General features: G+C 68.5%; 24 protein-coding genes. 12 read left to right on the top strand and 12 right to left on the bottom strand.

What is annotated here, in order from left to right:
- Positions 1-10 precede the first annotated feature (10 nt).
- Positions 11-304, bottom strand: a complete 294-nt coding sequence (locus tag ACZ63J_RS16570) for a DUF6191 domain-containing protein (protein ID WP_465400001.1) — start codon at positions 302-304, stop codon at positions 11-13.
- Positions 305-399: 95 nt separating this feature from the next.
- Here ACZ63J_RS16570 and ACZ63J_RS16565 point away from each other — a divergent pair, with 95 nt between their 5' ends.
- Together ACZ63J_RS16565 and ACZ63J_RS16560 are read left to right on the top strand one after the other, a co-directional pair.
- Positions 400-990 carry a TetR/AcrR family transcriptional regulator gene (locus ACZ63J_RS16565; RefSeq protein WP_465306769.1) on the top strand — a complete coding sequence of 197 codons (591 nt, stop codon included), beginning with the start codon at positions 400-402 and terminating at the stop codon, positions 988-990.
- Between the two features lie 20 nt (positions 991-1010).
- Entirely contained in the window at positions 1011-2957 is a 1947-nt protein-coding gene (locus tag ACZ63J_RS16560; RefSeq protein WP_465400335.1) for an ABC transporter ATP-binding protein, read from the top strand.
- Between the two features lie 107 nt (positions 2958-3064).
- Here ACZ63J_RS16560 and ACZ63J_RS16555 read toward each other — a convergent pair whose 3' ends face one another.
- Both ACZ63J_RS16555 and ACZ63J_RS16550 read right to left on the bottom strand, forming a co-directional pair.
- Positions 3065-3250 (bottom strand): helix-turn-helix domain-containing protein, encoded by a 186-nt coding sequence (locus ACZ63J_RS16555; RefSeq protein WP_465400002.1) that lies wholly within the window; start codon positions 3248-3250, stop codon positions 3065-3067.
- A 138-nt stretch (positions 3251-3388) separates the two neighbouring features.
- Complete coding sequence (locus ACZ63J_RS16550) at positions 3389-4255, bottom strand: ParB N-terminal domain-containing protein (RefSeq protein WP_465400003.1); 867 nt, start codon at positions 4253-4255, stop codon at positions 3389-3391.
- A gap of 211 nt (positions 4256-4466) precedes the next feature.
- Here ACZ63J_RS16550 and ACZ63J_RS16545 point away from each other — a divergent pair, with 211 nt between their 5' ends.
- Positions 4467-4943: an FxsA family protein gene (locus ACZ63J_RS16545; protein ID WP_465400004.1), complete on the top strand. Its 477-nt coding sequence runs from the start codon at positions 4467-4469 to the stop codon at positions 4941-4943.
- Here the strand turns inward: ACZ63J_RS16545 and ACZ63J_RS16540 are convergent.
- The 3 genes from ACZ63J_RS16540 to ACZ63J_RS16530 all read right to left on the bottom strand — a co-directional run bounded on the left by ACZ63J_RS16540 (position 4901) and on the right by ACZ63J_RS16530 (position 6875).
- Complete coding sequence (locus tag ACZ63J_RS16540; protein ID WP_465400005.1) at positions 4901-5206, bottom strand: hypothetical protein; 306 nt, start codon at positions 5204-5206, stop codon at positions 4901-4903. The two genes, ACZ63J_RS16545 and ACZ63J_RS16540, sit on opposite strands and share 43 nt — an antisense overlap.
- A gap of 384 nt (positions 5207-5590) precedes the next feature.
- The gene (locus ACZ63J_RS16535; RefSeq protein WP_465400006.1) at positions 5591-6202 is read right to left on the bottom strand and encodes an SCP2 sterol-binding domain-containing protein; all 612 of its coding nucleotides are present in this window, start codon (positions 6200-6202) and stop codon (positions 5591-5593) included.
- 10 nt (positions 6203-6212) lie between these two features.
- Entirely contained in the window at positions 6213-6875 is a 663-nt protein-coding gene (locus ACZ63J_RS16530) for an SCP2 sterol-binding domain-containing protein (RefSeq protein ID WP_465400007.1), read from the bottom strand.
- A 126-nt stretch (positions 6876-7001) separates the two neighbouring features.
- Here ACZ63J_RS16530 and ACZ63J_RS16525 point away from each other — a divergent pair, with 126 nt between their 5' ends.
- Entirely contained in the window at positions 7002-7658 is a 657-nt protein-coding gene (locus ACZ63J_RS16525) for a TetR/AcrR family transcriptional regulator (protein ID WP_247016531.1), read from the top strand.
- Here the strand turns inward: ACZ63J_RS16525 and ACZ63J_RS16520 are convergent.
- Together ACZ63J_RS16520 and ACZ63J_RS16515 are read right to left on the bottom strand one after the other, a co-directional pair.
- Complete coding sequence (locus ACZ63J_RS16520) at positions 7650-8483, bottom strand: MaoC family dehydratase (protein WP_465400008.1); 834 nt, start codon at positions 8481-8483, stop codon at positions 7650-7652. The genes ACZ63J_RS16525 and ACZ63J_RS16520 overlap by 9 nt on opposite strands.
- A 1-nt stretch (position 8484) precedes the next feature.
- Entirely contained in the window at positions 8485-9819 is a 1335-nt protein-coding gene (locus tag ACZ63J_RS16515; protein WP_465400009.1) for a 3-oxoacyl-ACP reductase, read from the bottom strand.
- Between the two features lie 93 nt (positions 9820-9912).
- Between ACZ63J_RS16515 and ACZ63J_RS16510 the strand changes: the two genes are divergently transcribed.
- The gene (locus ACZ63J_RS16510; RefSeq protein ID WP_465333439.1) at positions 9913-11202 is read left to right on the top strand and encodes an acetyl-CoA C-acetyltransferase; all 1290 of its coding nucleotides are present in this window, start codon (positions 9913-9915) and stop codon (positions 11200-11202) included.
- A 52-nt stretch (positions 11203-11254) separates the two neighbouring features.
- On the opposite strand, the gene ACZ63J_RS16505 is transcribed toward ACZ63J_RS16510, so the two are convergent.
- Positions 11255-11794 (bottom strand): DoxX family protein, encoded by a 540-nt coding sequence (locus tag ACZ63J_RS16505; RefSeq protein ID WP_465400010.1) that lies wholly within the window; start codon positions 11792-11794, stop codon positions 11255-11257.
- Between the two features lie 177 nt (positions 11795-11971).
- Between ACZ63J_RS16505 and ACZ63J_RS16500 the strand changes: the two genes are divergently transcribed.
- From ACZ63J_RS16500 to ACZ63J_RS16485, 4 genes are all read left to right on the top strand, one after another.
- A complete protein-coding gene (locus tag ACZ63J_RS16500) occupies positions 11972-12706 on the top strand; it encodes a MerR family transcriptional regulator (protein WP_465400011.1) in 735 nt (244 codons plus the stop codon).
- Positions 12707-12860: 154 nt separating this feature from the next.
- Positions 12861-14051, top strand: a complete 1191-nt coding sequence (locus tag ACZ63J_RS16495) for an AAA family ATPase (RefSeq protein WP_465306737.1) — start codon at positions 12861-12863, stop codon at positions 14049-14051.
- Between the two features lie 261 nt (positions 14052-14312).
- Complete coding sequence (locus ACZ63J_RS16490) at positions 14313-14462, top strand: hypothetical protein (protein WP_364275848.1); 150 nt, start codon at positions 14313-14315, stop codon at positions 14460-14462.
- A 221-nt stretch (positions 14463-14683) separates the two neighbouring features.
- On the top strand, positions 14684-15598 hold the full coding sequence (locus ACZ63J_RS16485) for a bifunctional helix-turn-helix transcriptional regulator/GNAT family N-acetyltransferase (protein WP_465400012.1): 915 nt from the start codon (positions 14684-14686) through the stop codon (positions 15596-15598).
- Here the strand turns inward: ACZ63J_RS16485 and ACZ63J_RS16480 are convergent.
- Positions 15595-16170 (bottom strand): peroxidase-related enzyme, encoded by a 576-nt coding sequence (locus tag ACZ63J_RS16480; RefSeq protein WP_465400013.1) that lies wholly within the window; start codon positions 16168-16170, stop codon positions 15595-15597. The genes ACZ63J_RS16485 and ACZ63J_RS16480 overlap by 4 nt on opposite strands.
- 79 nt (positions 16171-16249) lie before the next feature.
- Between ACZ63J_RS16480 and ACZ63J_RS16475 the strand changes: the two genes are divergently transcribed.
- The 3 genes from ACZ63J_RS16475 (at position 16250) to ACZ63J_RS16465 (ending at position 18493) form a co-directional block, all read left to right on the top strand.
- On the top strand, positions 16250-16606 hold the full coding sequence (locus tag ACZ63J_RS16475; protein WP_465400014.1) for a YciI family protein: 357 nt from the start codon (positions 16250-16252) through the stop codon (positions 16604-16606).
- Complete coding sequence (locus ACZ63J_RS16470; RefSeq protein ID WP_465400015.1) at positions 16603-17775, top strand: RNA polymerase sigma factor; 1173 nt, start codon at positions 16603-16605, stop codon at positions 17773-17775. Before ACZ63J_RS16475 ends, ACZ63J_RS16470 begins: the two co-directional genes overlap by 4 nt.
- A 118-nt stretch (positions 17776-17893) precedes the next feature.
- Positions 17894-18493, top strand: a complete 600-nt coding sequence (locus ACZ63J_RS16465) for a hypothetical protein (protein ID WP_465400016.1) — start codon at positions 17894-17896, stop codon at positions 18491-18493.
- Here ACZ63J_RS16465 and mctP read toward each other — a convergent pair.
- A complete protein-coding gene (gene mctP, locus ACZ63J_RS16460) occupies positions 18490-20148 on the bottom strand; it encodes a monocarboxylate uptake permease MctP (protein WP_465400017.1) in 1659 nt (552 codons plus the stop codon). The two genes, ACZ63J_RS16465 and mctP, sit on opposite strands and share 4 nt — an antisense overlap.
- Positions 20145-20423: a DUF3311 domain-containing protein gene (locus ACZ63J_RS16455; protein ID WP_465400018.1), complete on the bottom strand. Its 279-nt coding sequence runs from the start codon at positions 20421-20423 to the stop codon at positions 20145-20147. Before ACZ63J_RS16455 ends, mctP begins: the two co-directional genes overlap by 4 nt.
- Positions 20424-20568: the final 145 nt, after the last annotated feature.

Raw genomic sequence — 20568 nt, 5'->3', positions numbered from 1 at the left:
GGGCGCCCCTTCACGGCTTCCGGAAGACGATCTTCCCGGCGTCGAGGTCGACGTGGGTGCGCGGCGGGGCGCCGTCCGCTTCGTCGTCGACCAGCATCAGCTGGACCTGACGCTGCTCCAGCTCGTGCTGCTTGGTGCCGCCGAGGATCGCTTCGACCTCCTCGGTCGCGGCCATGCTCGCCATGCGGGAGCCGTCGCCGCGGCGGTGCCATGGCAGGAACCGGCGGCCCCAGACCTCGAACACGGCCAGCAGGAACAGCAGCACGAGCAGCATCGGGAACACCATCGCCCAGACCACACCCATGAGAGCCAACCTATACTCGCTTGACGGAGTGAGCACTCACTCCGCACACTGGTGCCATGACACCAGCACCAGAGACCCGGCGAAGAGCGCCGGGCATGAGCGTCGAAGCGCGGCGCGCCATGATCGTGCACGCGGTGCTCCCGCTCCTGATCGACCACGGCGCGAACGTGACGACCAGCCAGATCGCCCGCGCCGCCGGCATCGGCGAGGGCACCATCTTCCGCGCGTTCAAGGACAAGGACGAGCTCTTCGACGCCTGCACGGCGGAGGCCCTGCGCCCCGACCACGTGCTCGACGCGATCGCCGAAATCCCCGTCGACCAGCCGCTCGACGACCGGCTCGTCGAGGCCGCCGAAGCCCTCGGCGCCCACCTCGAACGGATGGGCGCGCTGATGGGCGCCCTGCACGCGTCCGGCCGCGTCCGCCACCGCGACCCCGAGCAGCGCCTGAAGGATCAGCGCAGCACGTTGAAGGGCGGCCGCCGCGAATCGATGACCGCCATGCGCGGCGCGATGACCGAGCTGTTCGAACCCGAGAAGGACCGGCTCCGCCTGCCGCCCGAGCAGCTGGCCTCCCTGTTCCTGACCCTGCTGTTCGGCGGCCGCCGGATGGCCCCGGACGACGACGCGCCCACCACGCGCCAGGTGGTCGACGTCTTCCTGCACGGCGCCGTGGAGGCCCCGTGATCCCGGGCGGCGGGGGCGGGATGGAGTTCCTGATGGCCCGGCGGGGCCGGCGGCGCGCCATCTCGACGGTTCCGGAAAGCGGCCTGACCGGCCCGGTCGACATCCCGGAGCCCAAGCAGGACAACCAGCCGAAGGACTGGCGCTCCCGGCTGAAGCGCGCGAAGACGTCGGTCTCGGGCACGGTCCGCGGCCTGCCGAAGGTCGTGAAGCTGACGTGGCAGGCCAGCCCGATCCTGACGATCCTGCTGGCGCTGATCACGCTGCTTTCCGGGCTCCTGCCGACGGTGACGGCGTACATCGCGAAGCTGCTGCTCGACTCCGTCGTGGCGGCGATCCAGCACCGCGGCACAACGGCCGACATCGTGAACGTCGCGCTGTTCCAGTTCGGCGTGCTCGCCGCGACGGCCATCAGCAGCGCGCTGACGTCGATCGCGCAGTCCCTGCTGCAGGAGCGCATGACGCTGACCATCCGCCACCAGGTGATGGCGCACGCCAGCGAGCTGCACCTGGCGTACTTCGAAGGCTCGACGTCGTACGACATGCTGCGCCAGGCCGCACAGGAGGCGCCGACGCGGCCGCTGTCGATGATGAACTCCGCGCTGGGGCTCGTGCGGACGACGATCACGTTCGGCAGCATGATCGCGCTGCTGGTGGCCGTCAGCCCGCTGCTGGCGCTGGTCGCGCTGCTGGCGCCGATCCCGGCGTTCATCTCGCAGTCCAAGTACGGCTCGCGCGCGTTCTGGCTGACCTTCCTGATGTCGCCGATCAAGCGGCGGATGGACTACCTGTCTTCGCTGGTCACAACGGACACGTACGCCAAGGAGACGAAGCTGTTCGGGCTCGGCCCGTACTTCGTCGACCGGTTCCGCCGGCTCGGCCTGGTGTCGTACGAGCGGCAGCGGAAGCTGACGATCAACCGCAACATCAGCTCGACGTCCTGGGGGCTGTTGAGCACGTTCGCGGGCTCGGCGATCGCGTTGTACATCGCGCTACAGGCGGTCGGCGGGCACCTGACGCTGGGCGACCTGGCGCTGTACACGGCCGCGGCGACGTCCGTGCAGACGTCGGTGTCCGGGCTGTTCACGGCGTTTTCGGGGATGTACGAGAACAACCTGTACCTCGACACGCTGTACCGCTTCCTGGACACCAAACCCGAGATCACGGCGCCTGCTTCACCCCGCCCCATGCCGTCCACAGTGGACGGACACATCGAGTTCGACTCGGTGACGTTCGCCTACCCGGGCGCAGACGAGGCGGCGCTCGACAACGTCAGCTTCGAGATCCGCCCGGGCGAGACGGTGGCGGTGGTGGGCCGCAACGGCGCGGGCAAGTCGACGCTGTTCAAGCTGCTGTGCCGGCTCTACGACCCGACGGCCGGACGGATTCTTCTGGACGGCGTGGACATCCGCGAGTACGACCCGGTGGAGCTGCGCACGAGGATCAGCGCGATGTTCCAGGACTACGTGACGTACCAAGGAACGGCGGCGGAGAACATCGGCCTGGGCGACCTGACTCGCCTGGAAGACCGCCCCCACATCGAGGATTCGGCCCGCCGAGCAGGCGCGGACGAGCGCATCGAGCGCCTGCCCGGCGGTTACGACAGCCCCCTGGGCCGGTGGTTCGACCAGGGCGTCTCGCTGTCCGGCGGGGAGTGGCAGAAGATCGCTTTGGCGCGGGCGTTCCAGCGGGAGGCGCCGTTGTTGATCCTCGACGAGCCGACGTCGGCGTTGGACGCCCAGGCGGAGCATGACCTGTTCTCGCGGCTGCGTGAGCTGTCCGAGGGACGGACGACGCTGTACATCTCGCACCGGTTCTCGACGGTGCGGCAGGCGGAGCGGATTCTGCTGCTGGACCACGGAAAGGTGGCGGAGTACGGAACGCACGAACAGCTGATGGCGGCTAAGGCCGGGTATGCGGAGCTGTTCACACTTCAGGCGCAGGCGTACCTGGACGAGATCCCGAGCTAGGGAGCATCTAGGCGGGCCGTTCACCAGGCAGTCAAGCCTGGTGAACGGCCCTTTCCTACGGTCGGCTAGGTACCTCTAAACAGCAAGAGTCACCTAGCCGCATCGGCTTAAGCCGCGTCCCTTACCTCGAGCGCCACGCGTCCGCCAGTTGCGAAGTAGCTAAGCCACTCGCGGACAGTTTTTTGCGGCACTCGATGAAGGCGGCTTACCTCACGCACCGTCGCTTGCCCACCAAGGATGGCCAAGACCGCTTCGACCTGGTCTTCGACGGAAACTCGACGCGCTAGCGGCACACTTCACCTTTCCATATATTGCATTGATCGGAATTTCGAGTTATCGTCGATTCACGGGTGCTCACGTCATGAATCGACTATTTTTTATGGCGACCCGTTGGCGTTGAGCGAGGATCCCTTCCTCGCTCAACGCCCACTTCACGGCGTCGCCGGTTTGGGCATCGCCTCCCCCTTTCGAAATGACAGGAGCTGACGCTTCTCGCCACGCACCCAGGCATTCCAACCTTTGATATAGATCGCAATATGCTCACGCGCCTCCATTCGGCGGCGTCCGCCCTGTGCGCGCATATTAATGAAGAACCCCCTGAATTTCAGCCTTGGATCCCCTTCGTCGAGGTTCGCGCCAACGGTGATCCCCGTGAACCACTCCTCTTGATCCAGGTCAGGCGCGGCCCGCCGGGTGATGTAGATGCCCGCAGCGCACGAAGAGACAACCGCACCGATGGCGCCAGCCACGGGCCGCGCCTGCTTGATGCATTCGAGCATCTCGGGATAAACATCATTCAGCTGGAGGATCTGATCGTTAGTCAATCTGGACCGGGTACCACTCCAAGGAGCATCAGCGGGAAATGTGTCGTAGAGGAACACCGAGCGCAGCGAAGCCGCTAGGTTGTACACATCCGTCGCACCATTGGCCCGAAGGCTGTCACCAGCACTTCGCCGCCGCCCGGTATCGACAACACTGAACGACTCTCGCTCCACGCCACGGATAACCAGCATCGGCACCGTGACGCCGGACTTGATGACAGCAGCGAGCCGATGCTGCCCGTCCAGCAATACGCCTTTCTGATCCACTGCTATGCCCTGATGGCTTAGCCGCCACTCTCCACGCTTCATCGCAGCGGCATAGATGTCGACAGTACTGCGATTGAGGGTCCGATTTCCCTGGTTGTACCGGCTCAAGGCCGCCGCCATCGCAGGGTCGACCATTTGAACCTCGGTGACCAACCCCTCAGACGCCCAGTCCGAGGTGGGGAGATCCAGCTCCTGAACAGCTTCGGTCATGTCTTGAACACCACACTTTGCACCTATCAATGAGAGTCACGAACACCTAGCGCAGGCGAACGCGCTCGGAGCGTAACGTCCGTCGTCCGACCTAGCCGGCGGCGCAACGACGCCCCGTCGCTTAACCACCCGATCTTGTGATCCACCCCGGATGTGGCCCAGGTCAGACGCGCATTGGGAACGAACCGGACAGCTCGTTCGTTGGGCGTTTATGGCTGTCGGGTTCCTGATTTACGTCTTCGCCGAGATCGCCGCGATCTGGGCGGTGGGTTCAGCTGTCGGCGTGCTCGGCACACTGGGCCTCCTCCTTGCTGGCGCGTTCATCGGCTCGTGGCTCGCCCGCCGTGAAGGCGCCAAAGCGATGAAGGCGTTCGTCGAGTCAGCCCGAATGGGGCGCCCCTCAGAGAAGGAGCTCACTGACGGCATGCTGGTGGGCCTCGGCGGCGTGTTGATCTTGCTGCCGGGCTTCGTGAGCGACGTCCTGGGGCTGTTACTGATACTGCCGCCATCGCGGGCGGTGGCTCGCCGCCTATGGCTTCGCCGGATGGAGAAGCGAGCGGTGCGGTTCGCCAATCAGCGCCGGGGGCCAGTGATGGTGGTGGATGCTGAGGTGGTGTCTTCGCCATCGGAGGAGCCCCGCCGGGATCAGCCCCCGACGGTGATCGAGGGGCGCGTCGTCGAGAGTTGATCCGGATTCGGTTTGGCGCTCGCCCGCTCGTTTAGGGTCAGTTCGCCGTTGCGGCGCATGAGCCAGATGACCTCCATGACGGAGAACACCGTATCCTGCTGCTCGGCAAACTTGCCGTGTTTGTAGCTGCTGAATGCCACCGCGATACGCGGCCCCAGGTCCGAAGTGGGGTCGGCGACCTTCGTTTGTCGATCGCGATGGCCTCTTTTGAGGACGCCGATCGGCGAGTCGTGTAGTTGCGCACGCATCGCGTTGAGGTCCACCAACTATCGGCCAGTTTGAGGACGATCCGATCCGTCTGCTTCTGCTCTTCGGCGAGGTCGGTGGATTCTTGGGTGATCGTGACCGCCCCACTAGCCGCGACGAGGATGGTCTCAGCCGTGGCGACGAATTCGACGCCGAAGAAGTCGAGCGCTTTGATCACCCCACGATGAGCACGTTCAGCCCGCCGCCCTTAAGGATGTTGCCGATCACGCGGACCAGGCCGACGATGCTCAGGTCGCCGGTGACCGACTCGATCCTCCCGGGGTGTCCTTATCCAGATCCGAGTTCTGACTGGCAGCTCGCCGCCAACAGCGGCCGCCGCGCCGCGACACGCCTGAGCGGCGCAGTCGGGCAGCCGTCCGGCCCACGTTTCAGCGCGACCACTAGTCCACGGATGGTTTGGGGATGTCGAAGTAGCTCGAGAACCGCACCGCCGGCGCGTACTCGCCCTTCACCTTCACCCGGCCCGTCACGAACATCGCCGCCACCGCCGCGTTCCCCGTGGCCATCCTGATGAAGTCGTCCACGGACAGGGTGATTGTTGTGTCCGGTGTCCGGGACAAGTCCGTTGACGAGACGCACACCCCGTCCTCGATCACCGTCTGGAAACGGTCGTAGCCGTCTTCGCCGGTTCCCTCGGAAAAGCGCCAAGAAACCACGAAATCCACGTGCCGCGCTCGTTCCGGCAAGAAATGCTCGGACATTCGGCGGAAAATCTCGTCCAGGAACACGCCACGCAACTCAGGATGCTCGGCGATGGCCTTCAGCTGGTCGCGGGAGGCTCGGCGGACCACGTCGACCAGGACGTCCGTCGACAGGGAGCTCAGCTCTATGCCCGCCCCAGCGGAGCCCAGCATGTGGAGAGTTTCGAGGACCTGGATGAACTGCTGGGGCGTCAAGTTGGCGATGACCAGCTTCTCGGCGAACGCGTTGACGGCGTGGCCGCCACGAAGGCCGCGGGGCCGGGAAAGGCGCCACTTCGGTTTTCGGGGCACGGGGACGAGACTATCCCGGGTGGGGGAGGTCGAAGAAGCCGATCAGGCCCGCCGCGAAGGCCAAATCGCCCTTGACCTTGATTCTTCCCGTGACGAACAACACCGCCGGCGTCGCCTGGTGGGTGATGAGCCGGAAGAAGTCGGCCGGAGCGATCGTGATCGTCACCCGGGGGACTGAGCGCATGTCGCGGCTCACCGTGCACGAGCCGCGCGAAATCAGCGTCTCGTAGCGGTCGTAGCCGCCTTCGCCGAGGCCGCCCGACATGCGCCAGTGGACGACCGCGTGCAGGTCGCGGGCTCGGTCGGGGCGGATGTGGGCGCCCATGCGGGCGAAGATCTCGGCCAGCACCCGCTCGCGCAGGGGCCGCTCCGCGACGACGCTCTCGAGCTGCGCGCGCGACGCCGAGGACACCAACGTCGCGAAGCGCGCCGGGTCGACCTTGCTCAGGTCGAACGCCGGGGCGCGCTCGGCCAGCCGGAGCAGCGCGCTCAGGAGGCGGCGGAAGTCGTCCTTGCCTAGGTCGCGGGGGTTCACCGCGTCGGCGAGGGTGTTGACGTCGAGGGTGTGCGCCTCCGGGCCGATGGGGTCGAGCCGCTCCAGGGCGTCGAGCAGCGCCGTTCCGCGGAGGTTCGCGACCTGATCTGCGCTGGTCATCCCGGCGTTGTCGGCCATGGTCACTCCCTCTCAAGTTACTCACACGTAGGCTACCCGCCAGTAGGTAGGCGGGCAAGCGTGCCGAAATCACCCTCCCGGGGCAACGCCCGGTACCGTCTCCGGGCAGCAACAGGGAGGTCCAGCGTGTCAGAGGATGATCAGCGTCCGCCGGAGCGGGCCCGGCGGCTGCCGCGCGCCGTGCGCGAGCGGCAGATCTTGGACGCGGCCGTCCAGGTTTTCTCGCGCCACGGCTACCACGCGGCCTCGATGGACGAGATCTCCGACGTCGCCGGGGTCTCGAAGCCGATGATCTACACCTACCTCGGGTCCAAGGAGGACCTGTTCGGCGCGTGCATCCGCCGCGAGGCGACGCGGCTGCTCGAGGCCATCCAGGCCGGCGTCCAGCCCGACCTGCCGCCGGACATGCAGCTCTGGCACGGCCTGCGGTCCTTCTACCGCTTCGTCGCGGAGTACCGCGAGTCGTGGACGGTCCTGCACCGCCAGGCGCTCACCGTCGGAGGGACGTTCGCCGCGGAGATCACCGACATGCGGGCGCGCGCGATCCAGCTGGTCGCGGCGCTCGTGGTGTCCGCGGGCACCCGCAAGGGGGTCGGCGAGCAGGCCGAGTTCTCCGGCGAAGGCCTGTCCGCGGCCCTGGTCGGGGCGGCCGAGTCGCTGGCCGACTGGGCCCTCGACCACCCCGACATCTCCGACGGCGTGCTCGCGTCGTGGCTGATGAACCTCGTCTGGCTCGGCTTCAACGACCTCATCGAGGGCGAGGTCTGGAAGCCGTCAGAGTGAGGTGATCGTGCCCTCCAGGTGGGGCTTTGCCTTGCTCCACAGCTCGAACGCCCAGCCGTCGCCGTCCGCCCAGGACGTGAAGGCCGTCTTGGCCGGGAGCAGTACCGGCTGCTTGAAGCGGACGTCCACCGTGAACGCCTCCGGCAGCCGGCCTTCGAACGATGCCAGGGCGTGGGCCTTCGTCCACATGCCGTGGGCGATCGCGCGGGGGAAGCCGAACAGGCGCGCTGTCAGCGGGTGCAGGTGGATCGGGTTGCGGTCGCCGGACACCTCCGCGTAGCGGCGGCCGATGTCGGCCGGGATTCGCCAGATCGCGTCCGGGGTCGGGGGCGCCAGCTGGTCACGCCGTGAAGAAGACCCCGACGAAGAGCCGCGGCGCAGGTACGTGCTCACGTCGGCCCACACCAGGTCGTCCCCGGCCCACGCCTCGCTGACGACGTCGAACTGACGCCCCTTCTCGTGCGGGCGCAGGTTCTCCGCGCGCACCCGGATCGTCAGGGGCTCGCCCAGGCGCAGCGCGCGGTGCTGGGTGATCCGGTTCGCCACGTGCACCATGCCGAGCAGCGGGAACGGGAAGCCCGGCTCCGTCATCAGCGCCATCTGCAGCGGGAACGCCAGCATGTGCGGGTACGTCGCCGGCAGCTCGTCGCTCAGCCGGAAGCCGCACACCGTGTTGTACGCCGCCAGGTGGGCCGGGTCGACGACCACGCCCGTGCGCACCAGCTCCGTGTCCGGCAGCGAAGAGCCCGTCCGGCGCAGGCCGAGCAGGGCTTTCGGGTACAGCGTCGCCAGGCTCGGCGTGCTGTCGAGTTCGCGGATCACCACGTCAGGCCCCCAGCAGGGCCTGGCCGCAGACGCGGACCACGTTGCCGTTCACCGCGGCCGACGCCGGGTTCGCGTACCAGGCGATCGTCTCGGCGACGTCGACCGGGAGCCCGCCCTGGCCGAGGCTCGACAGCCGCCGGCCCGCCTCGCGGATGAACAGCGGGACCGCGGCCGTCATCTTGGTCTCGATGAAGCCCGGGGCGACCGCGTTGATCGTGCCGCCGTACGCCGCGAGCTGCGAGGCGCCGACGTTCACCATCCCGATGACCCCCGCCTTCGACGTCGCGTAGTTCGCCTGGCCGACGTTGCCGGCGATGCCCGCGATCGACGAGACGCCGATGATCCGGCCGTTCTCGTTCAGCACGCGGTCGGCGAGCAGCTTGTCGTTCACCGCCAGCTGCGACGCCAGGTTCACGGCGATCACCGAGTCCCACGCGCTCTCGCTCATGTTCCCCAGTGTCTTGTCGCGCGTGATGCCCGCGTTGTGCACCACGACGTCTACGCCGCCGTGACGCTCCTTCAGGTACTCCGCGAGCTTCGCGGGCGCGCTCGGCGAGGTGATGTCGAGCTGCAGCGCCGAGCCGCCGATCTTGTTGGCCACCTTCGACAGGTCGCCGCCCTGGGCGGGGATGTCGAGCGCGACGACGTGTGCGCCGTCGCGGGCCAGGACCTCGGCGATCGCCGCGCCGATGCCGCGGGACGCGCCGGTGACCAGCGCGACCTTGCCGTCGAGGGGCTTTTCCCAGTTCGCGGGCGCATCGGCCGTCTTGCCCTCGACGCCGATCCGGATGACCTGCGCGTCGACGAACGCGGACTTCGCGGAGAGCAGGAAGCGCAGCGTCGACTCGGTCGCCTCTTCGGCGCCTTCGGCGACGTACACGAGCTGAGCCGTCGCGCCGCGCTTCAGCTCCTTGCCGACGGAGCGCACGAAGCCCTCGAGAGCGCGCTGGGCGATCCGCTCACGGCCGTCAACCTGCTCCGGCGGGGTGCCCAGGACGACTACGCGGCCGGACGGCCCGACGCTGCGGATCACCGGGTGGAAGAAGTCGTAGACCTCGCGCAGGCGCGAAGGGTCGGTGACGCCGGTGGCGTCGAAGACGAGCGCCGCGTGCCGGTCACCCGAAGCGGTGACGACGTCGATGCCCGCGTCCGCGAGCTGGTCACGCACCTTCTTCTCCAGCCGGCCGCCGGGCGCGGCGCCGAGAAGTGCGGGACCCTCGAGGGCGGGTTGCCCGGGCTTGTACCGGCGCAGTGTGGCGGGGTTGGGCAGGCCGAGCTTCGGCACCACGAACTTCCCCAACGGGGTTTTCGTGAACTGCTGGTACCTGTCAGCCATCGGTTGCCTCCCGTGCAGTCTGCGTCACGTCGCAGTCTAACCTACTCAGGAGTAGGTTACAGTGTGAGAGAGCCGACCAGAGAGGTGACGTTCATGCCGCCCAGGAAGACCCCCGCCGTGCGCAAGGTCGCGATCATCGGCGGCAACCGGATCCCCTTCGCGCGGTCGAACGGCCCCTACGCGAAGGCGTCGAACCAGGACATGTTCACCGCCGCGCTCGACGGTCTGGTCAGCCGCTTCGCGCTGCAGGGCGAGGTGATCGGCGAGGTCGCGGCCGGCGCCGTGCTCAAGCACTCGAAGGACTTCAACCTGGCCCGCGAGAGCGTGCTCGGCAGCAAGCTCTCACCCGCGACGCCCGCGTCCGACGTCCAGATGGCGTGCGGCACCGGCCTGCAGGCGATCGTCAACGTCGCCAACAAGATCGCGCTCGGCCAGCTCGACTCGGCCATCGCCGGCGGTGTCGACACCACCAGCGACGCGCCGCTCGCCGTCAACGAGGACCTGCGTCAGATCCTCATTCAGCTCAACGCCGCCAAGACGCTCGGCGACCGCCTCAAGCTCGTCTCGAAGATCCGCCCGGGCCACATCGTCCCGGCGATCCCGCGCAACGAAGAGCCGCGCACCGGCCTCTCGATGGGCGAGCACGCCGCGTTGACCGCGAAGGTCTGGGAGATCACCCGCGAGGCGCAGGACGAGCTCGCCGCGGCCAGCCACCAGCACCTCGCCGCCGCCTACGACCGCGGGTTCTTCGACGACCTCGTGACGCCGTTCCTCAAGCTCGCGCGCGACCAGAACCTGCGCGCGGACTCGACCGCCGAGAAGCTCGCCAAGCTCAAGCCGGCCTTCGGCGGTCCCGAAGGCACGATGACCGCGGGCAACTCGACGCCGCTGACCGACGGCGCGTCGACGGTCCTGCTGGCCACCGACGAGTGGGCGAAGGCGCACAAGCTGCCGGTGCAGGCGTACCTGACGTTCTCGCAGACGGCCGCCGTCGACTACGTCCACGGTGACGAGGGCCTGCTCATGGCGCCCGCGTACGCCGTGCCGCGGATGCTCGCGCGCGCCGGGCTTTCGCTGCAGGACTTCGACTACTACGAGATCCACGAGGCGTTCGCGTCGCAGGTGCTGGCCACGCTCAAGGCGTGGGAGGACCCGGCGTTCGCCAAGGAGAAGCTGGAGCTGGACGAGCCGCTCGGCTCGATCGACCGGACGAAGCTGAACGTCAACGGCTCGTCTCTGGCGGCCGGGCACCCGTTCGCCGCGACCGGCGGCCGGATCGTCGCGACGCTGGCGAAGCTGCTGCACGAGAAGGGCTCGGGCCGCGGCCTGATCTCGATCTGCGCGGCCGGCGGCCAGGGCGTCACCGCGATCCTGGAGAAGTAGCGACCACAAAAGGGCCGCCCCTCACGAGGGGCGGCCCTTTTGTGCGTCTGTGTCAGCCAGGCAGCTTCTTCTCGGCCCGCTTCGCGAGCTTCCTAGCTCGCTTCTGGCCCTTCCGGGTCAGCTTCTCGGCGCTGTGGCCGACGTCCTTCGCGGCATTACGCGCGCGCCACGCCGCCGACGGCTTCCCGTGCGTGTCGGCGACGGCGAGCATCAGGCCACCGGCCATGCTCGCGTTCTTGAAGAACTGGATCTGCTGCTTCTGCTTCTCTTCCGGGTCCTTGATGGTCCAGAAGCTGTGCGCCGCCAGCGTGGTCGGCACCAGGCTGCCGAGCAGCAGCCCGGCCGCGAGCCGGGGCGCCTTCCCGGTGGCGAGCGCGAGGCCGGCGCTGATCTTGACGGCGGCGTCGATGCGGACGAGCGTCACCGGGTCCCGCGGAACCTGCTCGGGGACGACGTCACCGACCTTGTCGAAAGCGCCCTTGAGGAACGGTTCCGCCGCCTTCGCGTGCCCTTCGGCGTGCCTCAGCGCATTGATCCCGCCGGTCACGAACATCGCTGCCAGCAGGGGACGTGCCAGTCGACGGAGTATCACGGTCGTTGCCTTCCTCGTACGGGCCGCTGCCTGGTCGAACCTACTCGCTGAGTGCCCGCTCGGCCCGCGCTCGAACCCTCATCGGTGTTTCTGCGCGAATCTCGTGTGAATGCTAGAGAGCGCTAGAAAGCCTTAGCGCTTGACCTTGACGTTGCGTCAACTTCTAGGGTCGAAGCCATGGAGTGGTCGATCCAGGACATCGCCCGCTCGGCCGGGACCACGAGCCGGACGCTGCGCCACTACGGCGCGGTCGGCCTGCTCGAACCCAGCCGGATCGGCAGCAACGGCTACCGCTACTACGACGAGCAGGCGCTCGTCCGGCTGCAGCGGATCCTCCTGCTGCGCGAGCTCGGCCTCGGGCTCCCGGCGATCGCCGGCGTCCTGGACGGGCAAGGGGACAGCGTCACCGCGCTCGAGACCCACCTGGAGCTGCTCGAACAGGAGCGGCGGCGGATCGACCGGCAGATCGGCTCGGTCCGCACCACACTACGGAAACTGAAGGGAGGTGAACGACTGATGGCAGAAGAAGTCTTCGACGGCTTCGACCACACGAAGTACGAGAAGGAGGTCACCGAGCGCTGGGGCGCTTCGGCGTACGCGACGGGGGACCAGTGGTGGCGCTCGCTGTCCGCCGAGGAGAAGCAGGCGCACCAGCAGGAGCAGCAGGACATCGCCGCGGCCTTCGGGTCCGCCCACTCGGCCGGGCTCGCGGCGGACGCCGACGATGTCCAGGCGATCGCGCGACGGCTGCACGCGTGGCTCCGGCCGGCGGTTTCGGCCGTGTCCGCGGGTTACTTCGCGGGCCTGGGCCAGCTGTACGTCGACGACCCGCGCTACGGGTTCGAAGGCCCGGGCGCGGAATTCGTGCGCGACGCGATGAAGATCTACGCGGAACGGAACCTGAGCGAGTAGCGCTACGTCGTAGTGCGCGCTGGGGGTAGGGACGAGCAGGGCTGCAGACCTGTTCGTCTCTATGTACGGCCATCCGGTCGAACCTCGGCGACACGCGCTAGGCGTCTATGGTCGAATATCGGGTCCGCGCTAGATACGCCGATAACTTGGCAGAGTGGACCCCATCCGCAACCCCTTCGCGCCGGGCGCCGGGCAACGGCCGCCCGAGCTGGCCGGCCGCGAGCGTGAGCTCAAGGCGTTCGAAGTGGTGCTGGAGCGGGTCGCGCGGGGGAGACCCGAACGCAGTCTGGTGCTCACCGGGCTGCGCGGGGTCGGCAAGACCGTGCTGCTCGGGGAGCTGCGCGCGATGGCCGTCCGGCACAAGTGGGGCGCGGGCAAGATCGAGGCGCGGCCGGACGCCGAGCTGCGGCGGCCACTGTCCGCCGCACTGCACCGGGCGATCCGGGACCTCGCCGTGCGGCACCGCGCGCCGGACCGCGTCGAAGAGGTGCTCGGCGTGCTGAAAGCGTTTGCGCTGCGGGCCAACAAGGCCGACGCGAAGCTGCGTGACCGCTGGCAGCCGGGCATCGACGTGCCCGCCGCGCAGGGCCGCGCCGACTCCGGCGACATCGAAATCGACCTCGTCGAGCTCTTCACGGACGTCGCCGAGCTGGCCGCGGACGTCGGCACCGGCGTCGCGGTGTTCATCGACGAGATCCAGGACCTCCAGCCCGACGACGTCTCCGCGCTCTGCGCCGCCTGCCACGAGCTGTCGCAGTCCGGGGCGCCGCTGGTCGTCGTCGGCGCCGGGCTGCCGCACGTGCCCGCGGTGCTCTCGGCGTCCAAGTCGTACTCCGAGCGGCTCTTCCGCTACGCGCGCATCGACCGGCTCGACCGCGAAGACGCCGACTTCGCCGTGATGGCGCCGATCGAACGCGAGGACGCCGGCATCGAGCCGGAAGCGCTCGACGCGCTCTTCGACGCCTCGGGCGGCTACCCGTACTTCATCCAGGCCTACGGCAAGGCGGCCTGGGACGCGGCGCCGTCCGACCCGATCACCGTCAAGGACGTCCAGGTCGCGGCGCCCGAGGCGGAGTCGGAGCTGGCGGTCGGCTTCTTCGGCTCACGCTACGAGCGCGCGACGCCGGCCGAGCGGGAGTACCTGCAGGCGATGGCCGAGCTGACCCAGGGCCGCGACGAACCCGCCGGCACCGCCGACGTCGCCGTGTTCCTCGGCCGGAAGCCGTCGTCGCTGTCGCCGGCGCGCGACAGCCTGATGAAGAAGGGCCTCGTGTTCTCGGCCGAACGCGGGCAGATCGCCTTCACCGTGCCGCACTTCGGCCACTACCTGCTCAGCCGCGACTGACCTGGGCTTTTCCGGCTGTCTCGCGGTCTATGAGCGTCCCTAACTCTTTATCAGAAAATCGCTAGACATTAGTAGATAGTCCGATGAGGTTGCTCTGTCGTGACGGCCGCCACCCTCGATCTCTCCGGCGCTTACCCAAATTTGCCGATGATTCATCGGCGAGTGCGCCACATCACCGGACATTCGTTGGATTCCTTGTGAAAAAAGGTGCATACTAGAGGCACAAGCCACCCAGAACCCTCGAAGGGGATGCAGAAACCGATGAACAACATCGCCGCCAAGCTCCGTGCCCGTCGCGCCGAGGCTCGCACTCGCCGGGCGCTGAACCGGGCGATCGACACCGCCGCGACCGCGACGGTCCGTCAGGAACTCATCGCGATCTCCCAGGCGCGCTCGGGCTACATGCGCTGACCTCTCACCCCCGTGGCGGTCGCCCATCAGAGTGACCTATGCCACATAGTGTGCGAGGTGTAACGCCGCGCTAAGTCGCGTCGATACCCACTACGACCCCGTGATGCTGGCGGACCCCCGACCTGGCAGCATCGCGGGGTTTCCCATGTCCGGACCCAGGTTGCGGCCGCCGGCCCGTCGAGTAATCTTTGACTTCGTCAACGAGTTTGTTGAGGTGGTCAATGAACGACGAACGGGTCGCCGCGGTCCGGGCTTTCAACCGGCTCTACACCGGGGTCATCGGGGTCCTCGACGAGGGCCCGGCCGACGCCGAGTACTCCCTGCCGGAAGCGCGCGTGCTCTTCGAGCTCGCGCAGCAGGACCCGCTGGCCGTCACCGACCTGCGGAAACGGCTCGACCTCGACGCCGGGTACGCCAGCAGGCTGCTCGGGCGTCTCGAGTCCCGTGGCCTGATCTCCCGTGAACGCTCCGACGAGGACGCCCGGCGCCAGCTCGTCCGGCCGACACCGGCGGGCCGCGCCGCGTTCGCCGTGCTCAACCGCCGGTCCACCGAGCAGATCGGCGGGCTGCTCAGCCGGTTCGACGACGAACAGCAGCAGCGCCTGCTGGCCGCCATGCGCACCATCGGCGACGTCGTCGGCGACCGCCCGCGCGACCCGGTGCTCGTGCTCCGCCCGCCACGACCGGGTGACCTCGGCTGGGTGGTCGAACGGCACGGCGCCCTCTACGCCCGCGAGTACGGCTTCGACGTCCGGTTCGAGGGGCTCGTCGCCCGGGTTGTCGCGGACTTCGCGGTGCACGACGACCCGCGCCGGGCGTTCTGGATCGCCGAGCTCGACGGCGAGCGCGTCGGCAGCATCGGCTGCGCGCCCGGGCCGGATCCGGACGTTGCGAAGCTGCGGCTGCTGCTCCTCGAGCCGTCGGCACGCGGCCACGGCGTCGGCCGGCGGCTGGTGACCGAGTGCGTCGAGTTCGCTCGTGGCCACGGCTACCGCGCGATGGAGCTGGCGACGGTGTCGATCCTCGACGCCGCCCGCGCGCTCTACCGCGGGGCCGGGTTCCAGCTGATCAGCGAAGCGGACTTCGACACCTGGGGGCCGAAGCTGACCGAAGAGGTCTGGCGCGTCGAGTTTTAGCGGGGCACGCGGCCGAGCAGGAAGAACTCCGGGTTCGGGCGGAGCGCGGTCAGGTGCGCGAGCCGGTTCGACATCGCGAACAACGCCGTGATCGCGCCGACGTCCCAGATCTCGTCTTCGGTCAGGCCGGCGTCGCGCGCGGCGTCGAGGTCGTCTTCGCCGAACAACGCCGAGTCCTGCGCCAGGGCGAGCGCGAGGTCGACGATCGCGCGGCCGCGCTCGTCCAGCTCGACCTGCCACGGGTTGCTCGACACGCGGTCGGCCAGCTCCGGGTCCTTCGCGCGGATGCGCAGGATCGCCCCGTGCGCGACCACGCAGTAGGTGCAGTGGTTCGCGCCCGACGTCGCGACGACCACGAGCTCGCGCTCGGCCTTGCTGAGTCCGTCGGAGCGTTCCATCAGGGCGTCGTGGTAGTCGAGGAACGCGCGCAGCTCGGCCGGCCGGTGGCCGAGGGCGCGGAAGATGTTCGGCGTGAAGCCGGACTTCTCCGCGATCACGCCGACCCGCTCGCGCAGGTCGTCGGGCAGGTCTTCGAGTTCCGTCACCGGGAACCGGCTCACCGCTTCGCTCATACTCCTCACGCTAGCCGTGTCGATTCCCGGGCGTCTTGTTCGTCTGGGGGCTGTTGTCGTCTCGGACGAAGGAGCGGACATGCCGACATTCGCCGCGTTCATGGTCTTCCCGCCGGACCCCGCCGAGCCCGATCCGGAGCTGGTCGCGAGCGGGATCGACCGGTACCTCGCCTGGCAGGAGGAGCTGCGGGCCGCCGGGCACCTGGTCACCGCCGCCGGGCTGGCGCCGGACTCGAAGGTCGTGCACGCGGGCGGCGTCACGAACGGGCCGTTCACGGAGTCGAGTGAGCTGATCGCGGGGTACATCGTCGTTCAGGCCGAAAGCCTCGACGAAGCGGCGAAGCTCTTTCTCAAGCACCCGATCGCCGAGGACGGGAGCGGCTGGTTCGTGCTGCACGAGATCGCGCTGACCGACCAGGACGCCCACCTGCGATGACCACGAGCGCGGTGGTCGAGCGCGTGTTCCGGCAGAGCACGGGACCGGTGCTCGCCACGCTGACCAGGGCCTTCGGCGCGGACCGGCTGGACCTCGCGGAAGACTGCCTGGCCGACGCGGTCGAGCTGGCCCTGCGCGTCTGGCCCGTCTCCGGCGTGCCGGCCAACCCCCGCGGCTGGCTCTTCCGGGTCGCGCGCAACCGGGCCCTCGACGTCGTCCGCCGCGAACGGACGCTGCGCGCGAAGCTCCCGCTGCTCACCGGGGAGGTTCCCGAGGCGGGCGACGGCGAGCTGGCGTTGATGTTCCTGTGCTGCCACCCCGCCTTGCCCCGGGCGTCGCAGGTCGCGCTGACGCTGAAGATCGTCGGCGGGCTCGGCGTGCGCGAGATCGCCACGGCGTTGCTCACGAAGGAGCCCGCGGTCGCGCAGCGGCTGGTGCGGGCGAAGAAGTGGTTCCGGGAGTCCGGCGAGGCGGTCGAAGTGCCGGCGGCGCTCGAGTCGCGGCTGGACGGTGTGCTCGACGTGCTCTACCTGCTGTTCAGCGAGGGGTACCAGGCGACGGCGGGGGAGCTGGCCGTCCGCCGCGAGCTGTGCGCCGAAGCGATCCGCCTGACCCGGTTGCTGACCGCCGACCCGCGGACGGACCTGCCGCGCGTCGAAGCGTTGCTCGCCTTGCAGCTGCTGCAGGCCAGCCGCCTGCCCGCGCGCGACGAACTGCTGCCGATCGGCGAGCAGGACCGGTCGCGGTGGGACGCCGCGCTGGTGCGGGAAGGTGCCCAGGTCTTCGAGCGGTCGTGCGCCGGGCCCGCGCTGTCGGCGTTCCACGTCGAAGCCGCCATCGCGTTGTGCCACACCGCGCCGGCGCCGGACCGGCGGCGGATCCTCACGCTCTACGACGATCTTCTGCTCGTGCGGCCGTCCGCCGTCGTCCGGTTGAACCGGGCGATCGCGCTTGCCGAGGTCGAGGGGCCGCGGGCTGGGATCGCGGAGCTGGAACGGCTGGGTGCTGAGCTGGCCGGTCACCTGCCGCTGCCCGCCGCGCTCGGGGCGTTGTCGTTGCGAGCGGGCGACCACGCTGCGGCGGCCACGCACTACCGGCGGGCGCTGACCCTGCCGTGCTCCGAGCCGCAACGACGGTTTCTCGAGCAGCGGCTGGCTGCCTGCACCTGATCCCTCGCCGCGGCCACGCACTACCGGCGGGCGCTGACCCTCCCGTGTTCCGAGCCCCAACGACGGTTTCTCGAACGACGGCTGGCTGCCTGCACCTGATTCCTGGTTGGCTTGGCCCGTGACGGACTACTGCGAGCGCGTCGCTCCCGGGATCTGGGGAGAGCCGCTCAACAGTCTCAGCAACCTCGCCTTCCTCCTCGCCGCCGTGCTCGTCTGGCGGGTGGCCGCCGGGAACCGGACCGGGCGGCTCCTCGCCATCCTGATCGGGCTCGTTTTTGCCGCCAGCACCGTCTTTCACCTGCTCGCGACACGGTGGGCCGGCGCCGCCGACTCGCTGAGCATCCTTGTTTTTGTGCTGGTCTACGTCGTGCTGTTCGCGCGCGTGTTCTTCCACTGGCGGTGGGCTTGGCTCGCCGCGCCGATCTTCCTCGGGTTCACCGTGGTCACCGCCTTGCTGGGCGGCGGGCTCTATCTGTCCGCGTTGATCGGCCTGTTCCTCTTCGCCGCGCTGCTCGCCATCCGCCGTGACGCCTACTGGACGCACTTCGCCGTCACTGGCGCCGTCTTCGCGTTGTCGCTGAGCTTGCGCACGCTCGACCGGGACGTGTGTGACTACGTCCCGGTCGGCACGCACTTCCTCTGGCACCTGCTCAACGGCCTGGTGCTCTACCTCGTCTCGCGCACGATGATCCGGCGCTTGACGTCCACAGTGGACTAGTGAGCCGCGCCGATCGGGCGCAGGTCCTTGTCGTGCTCGTCGGCCAGGTAGTCCGCGGGATTGGTGTCGTCGGTGCCGTTGAACACCTTCATCTGGCGCGCGATCACCGTCACGACCGCGGCGACCACCAGGTTGGCGATCAACGCCACGAACCCGACGTAGATCTGGACCAGCGAGCCCGAGAACGGGTGCCAGCCGAAGATCGACAGGTTGCCGAGCGACAGCGCCGAGCCGCCGAAGTGGAGCTTTCCGTTGGCCGGGTTGGGGATGCCGTACAGCATGATCAGGCCCCAGCCGATGCCGACGACCCAGCCCGCGATCAGGCCCCAGCGGTGGAACCACCGCGTGTACAGCGCGAGCGCGACCGCCGGCAGCGTCTGGAGGATCAACACGCCGCCGATCAGCTGGAGGTCGATCGAGAACTGCGGGTCGATCAGGATGATCACGGCGACCGCGCCGAGCTTCACGACCAGCGAAGCGAGCTTCGCCTGCTTCGCCTCGTCCTGCGGGGTCGCGTTCTTGCGGATGTACTCCTTGTAGATGTTGCGCGTCCACAGGTTGGCCGCGGCGATCGACATGATCGCGGCCGGCACCAGCGCGCCGATGCCGATCGCGGCGAACGCGATGCCGGCGAACCACGACGAGAACTGGTTGTCGAACAGCACCGGGACGATCGTGTTGCCGTCCGGCTTGCCGGTGGCCGCGTTCGTCAGCGGCTTGACGCCCGCCGTGATCGCGACGTACCCGAGCAGCGCCAGCAGGCCCAGCACCAGCGAGTACGCCGGCAGCGCGACCATGTTCTTCTTGATGACGCTGCGGCCGCGCGAGGCCAGCACGCTGGTCAGCGAGTGCGGGTACAGGAACAGCGCGAGCGCCGAACCCAGGGCCAGCGTCGCGTACTGCAGCTGGTTGTTGGCGTTCAGCAGGATCGAGCCGGCCGGCTTGCCGGTGGCCGGGCTCGGCGTGCCGAGCTTCGCCGCCGCCGTGTCGAAGATGTGCGACCAGCCGCCCAGCTTCGAGGGCAGGTAGATGATCGCCACGAGGATGACGATGTAGATCAGGATGTCCTTGACGAACGCGATCAGCGCGGGCGCCCGCAGGCCGGACTGATAGGTGTAGACCGCCAGGATGATGAAGGCGATCAGCAACGGCAGGTGCCCGACGATGCCGGAGCCGTTGATGCCCATCGTCCGCAGCACGGCTTCGAGGCCGACCAGCTGCAGCGCGATGTACGGCATCGTCGCGACGATGCCGGTGATCGCGATCAGCAGTGCGAGGATCGGCGAGCCGAAGCGGCCGCGCACGAAGTCGGCCGGGGTGACGTACCCCCGCACCCGCGACACCGACCACATCCGCAGCGCCGGGAGCAGGACGATCGGGTAGACGACGATCGTGTACGGGAGCGCGTAGAGGCCGAGCGCGCCGGCGCTGAACACCAGGGCGGGCACCGCGACGAACGTGTACGCCGTGTAGAGGTCACCGCCGAGCAGGAACCAGGTGATCCACGAGCCGAACTTGCGGCCGCCGAGGCCCCATTCGTCCAGGTGGTCCAGCCCGCCGCCGCGCTGCCAGCGCGCCGCCATGAACCCGAGCACCGTGACCAGCAGGAACAGGATCGTGAAGATGATCAGTTCGGGCCACTGCAGGTTGCTCATCGAGCGTCCCCCTCGTCCAGGTCGTCGACGCTCAGGCGGTCCGGCGCCTCACCGGCGGGCTTGTCCCGGGTCATCAGGTAGACGACCCAGGTGCTCAGCACGCCGACCGCCACCATCAGGAACTGGAACCAGTAGAAGAACGGCATCCCGAACAGCCGTGGACCGTCCACGTTGAACAGTGGCGTGACCAGGACCAGCAGCGGAACGATCAGGAGCAGGTTCCACGGGTTGAACGGCTTCCGGGGCACCTTCCCGCCTTGCTTCACAGTCGACATCGGACCTCACCTAACACTCCCGTAACCGACCGTCCGACCTTAGAACCTGGGTGACGGGACGTCACGTCTGTCCGATATCGATTTGATCGCCACGCACCGCGTTGCCGACCAACGTCGGTTGCCCCGCCCTTACCCGCCCGATATC

It is taken from the genome of Amycolatopsis sp. NPDC104863 (assembly GCF_055582965.1).
The sequence above is the reverse complement of the archived record's forward strand: the minus strand, read 5'-3'. Positions and strand labels throughout refer to the sequence as shown.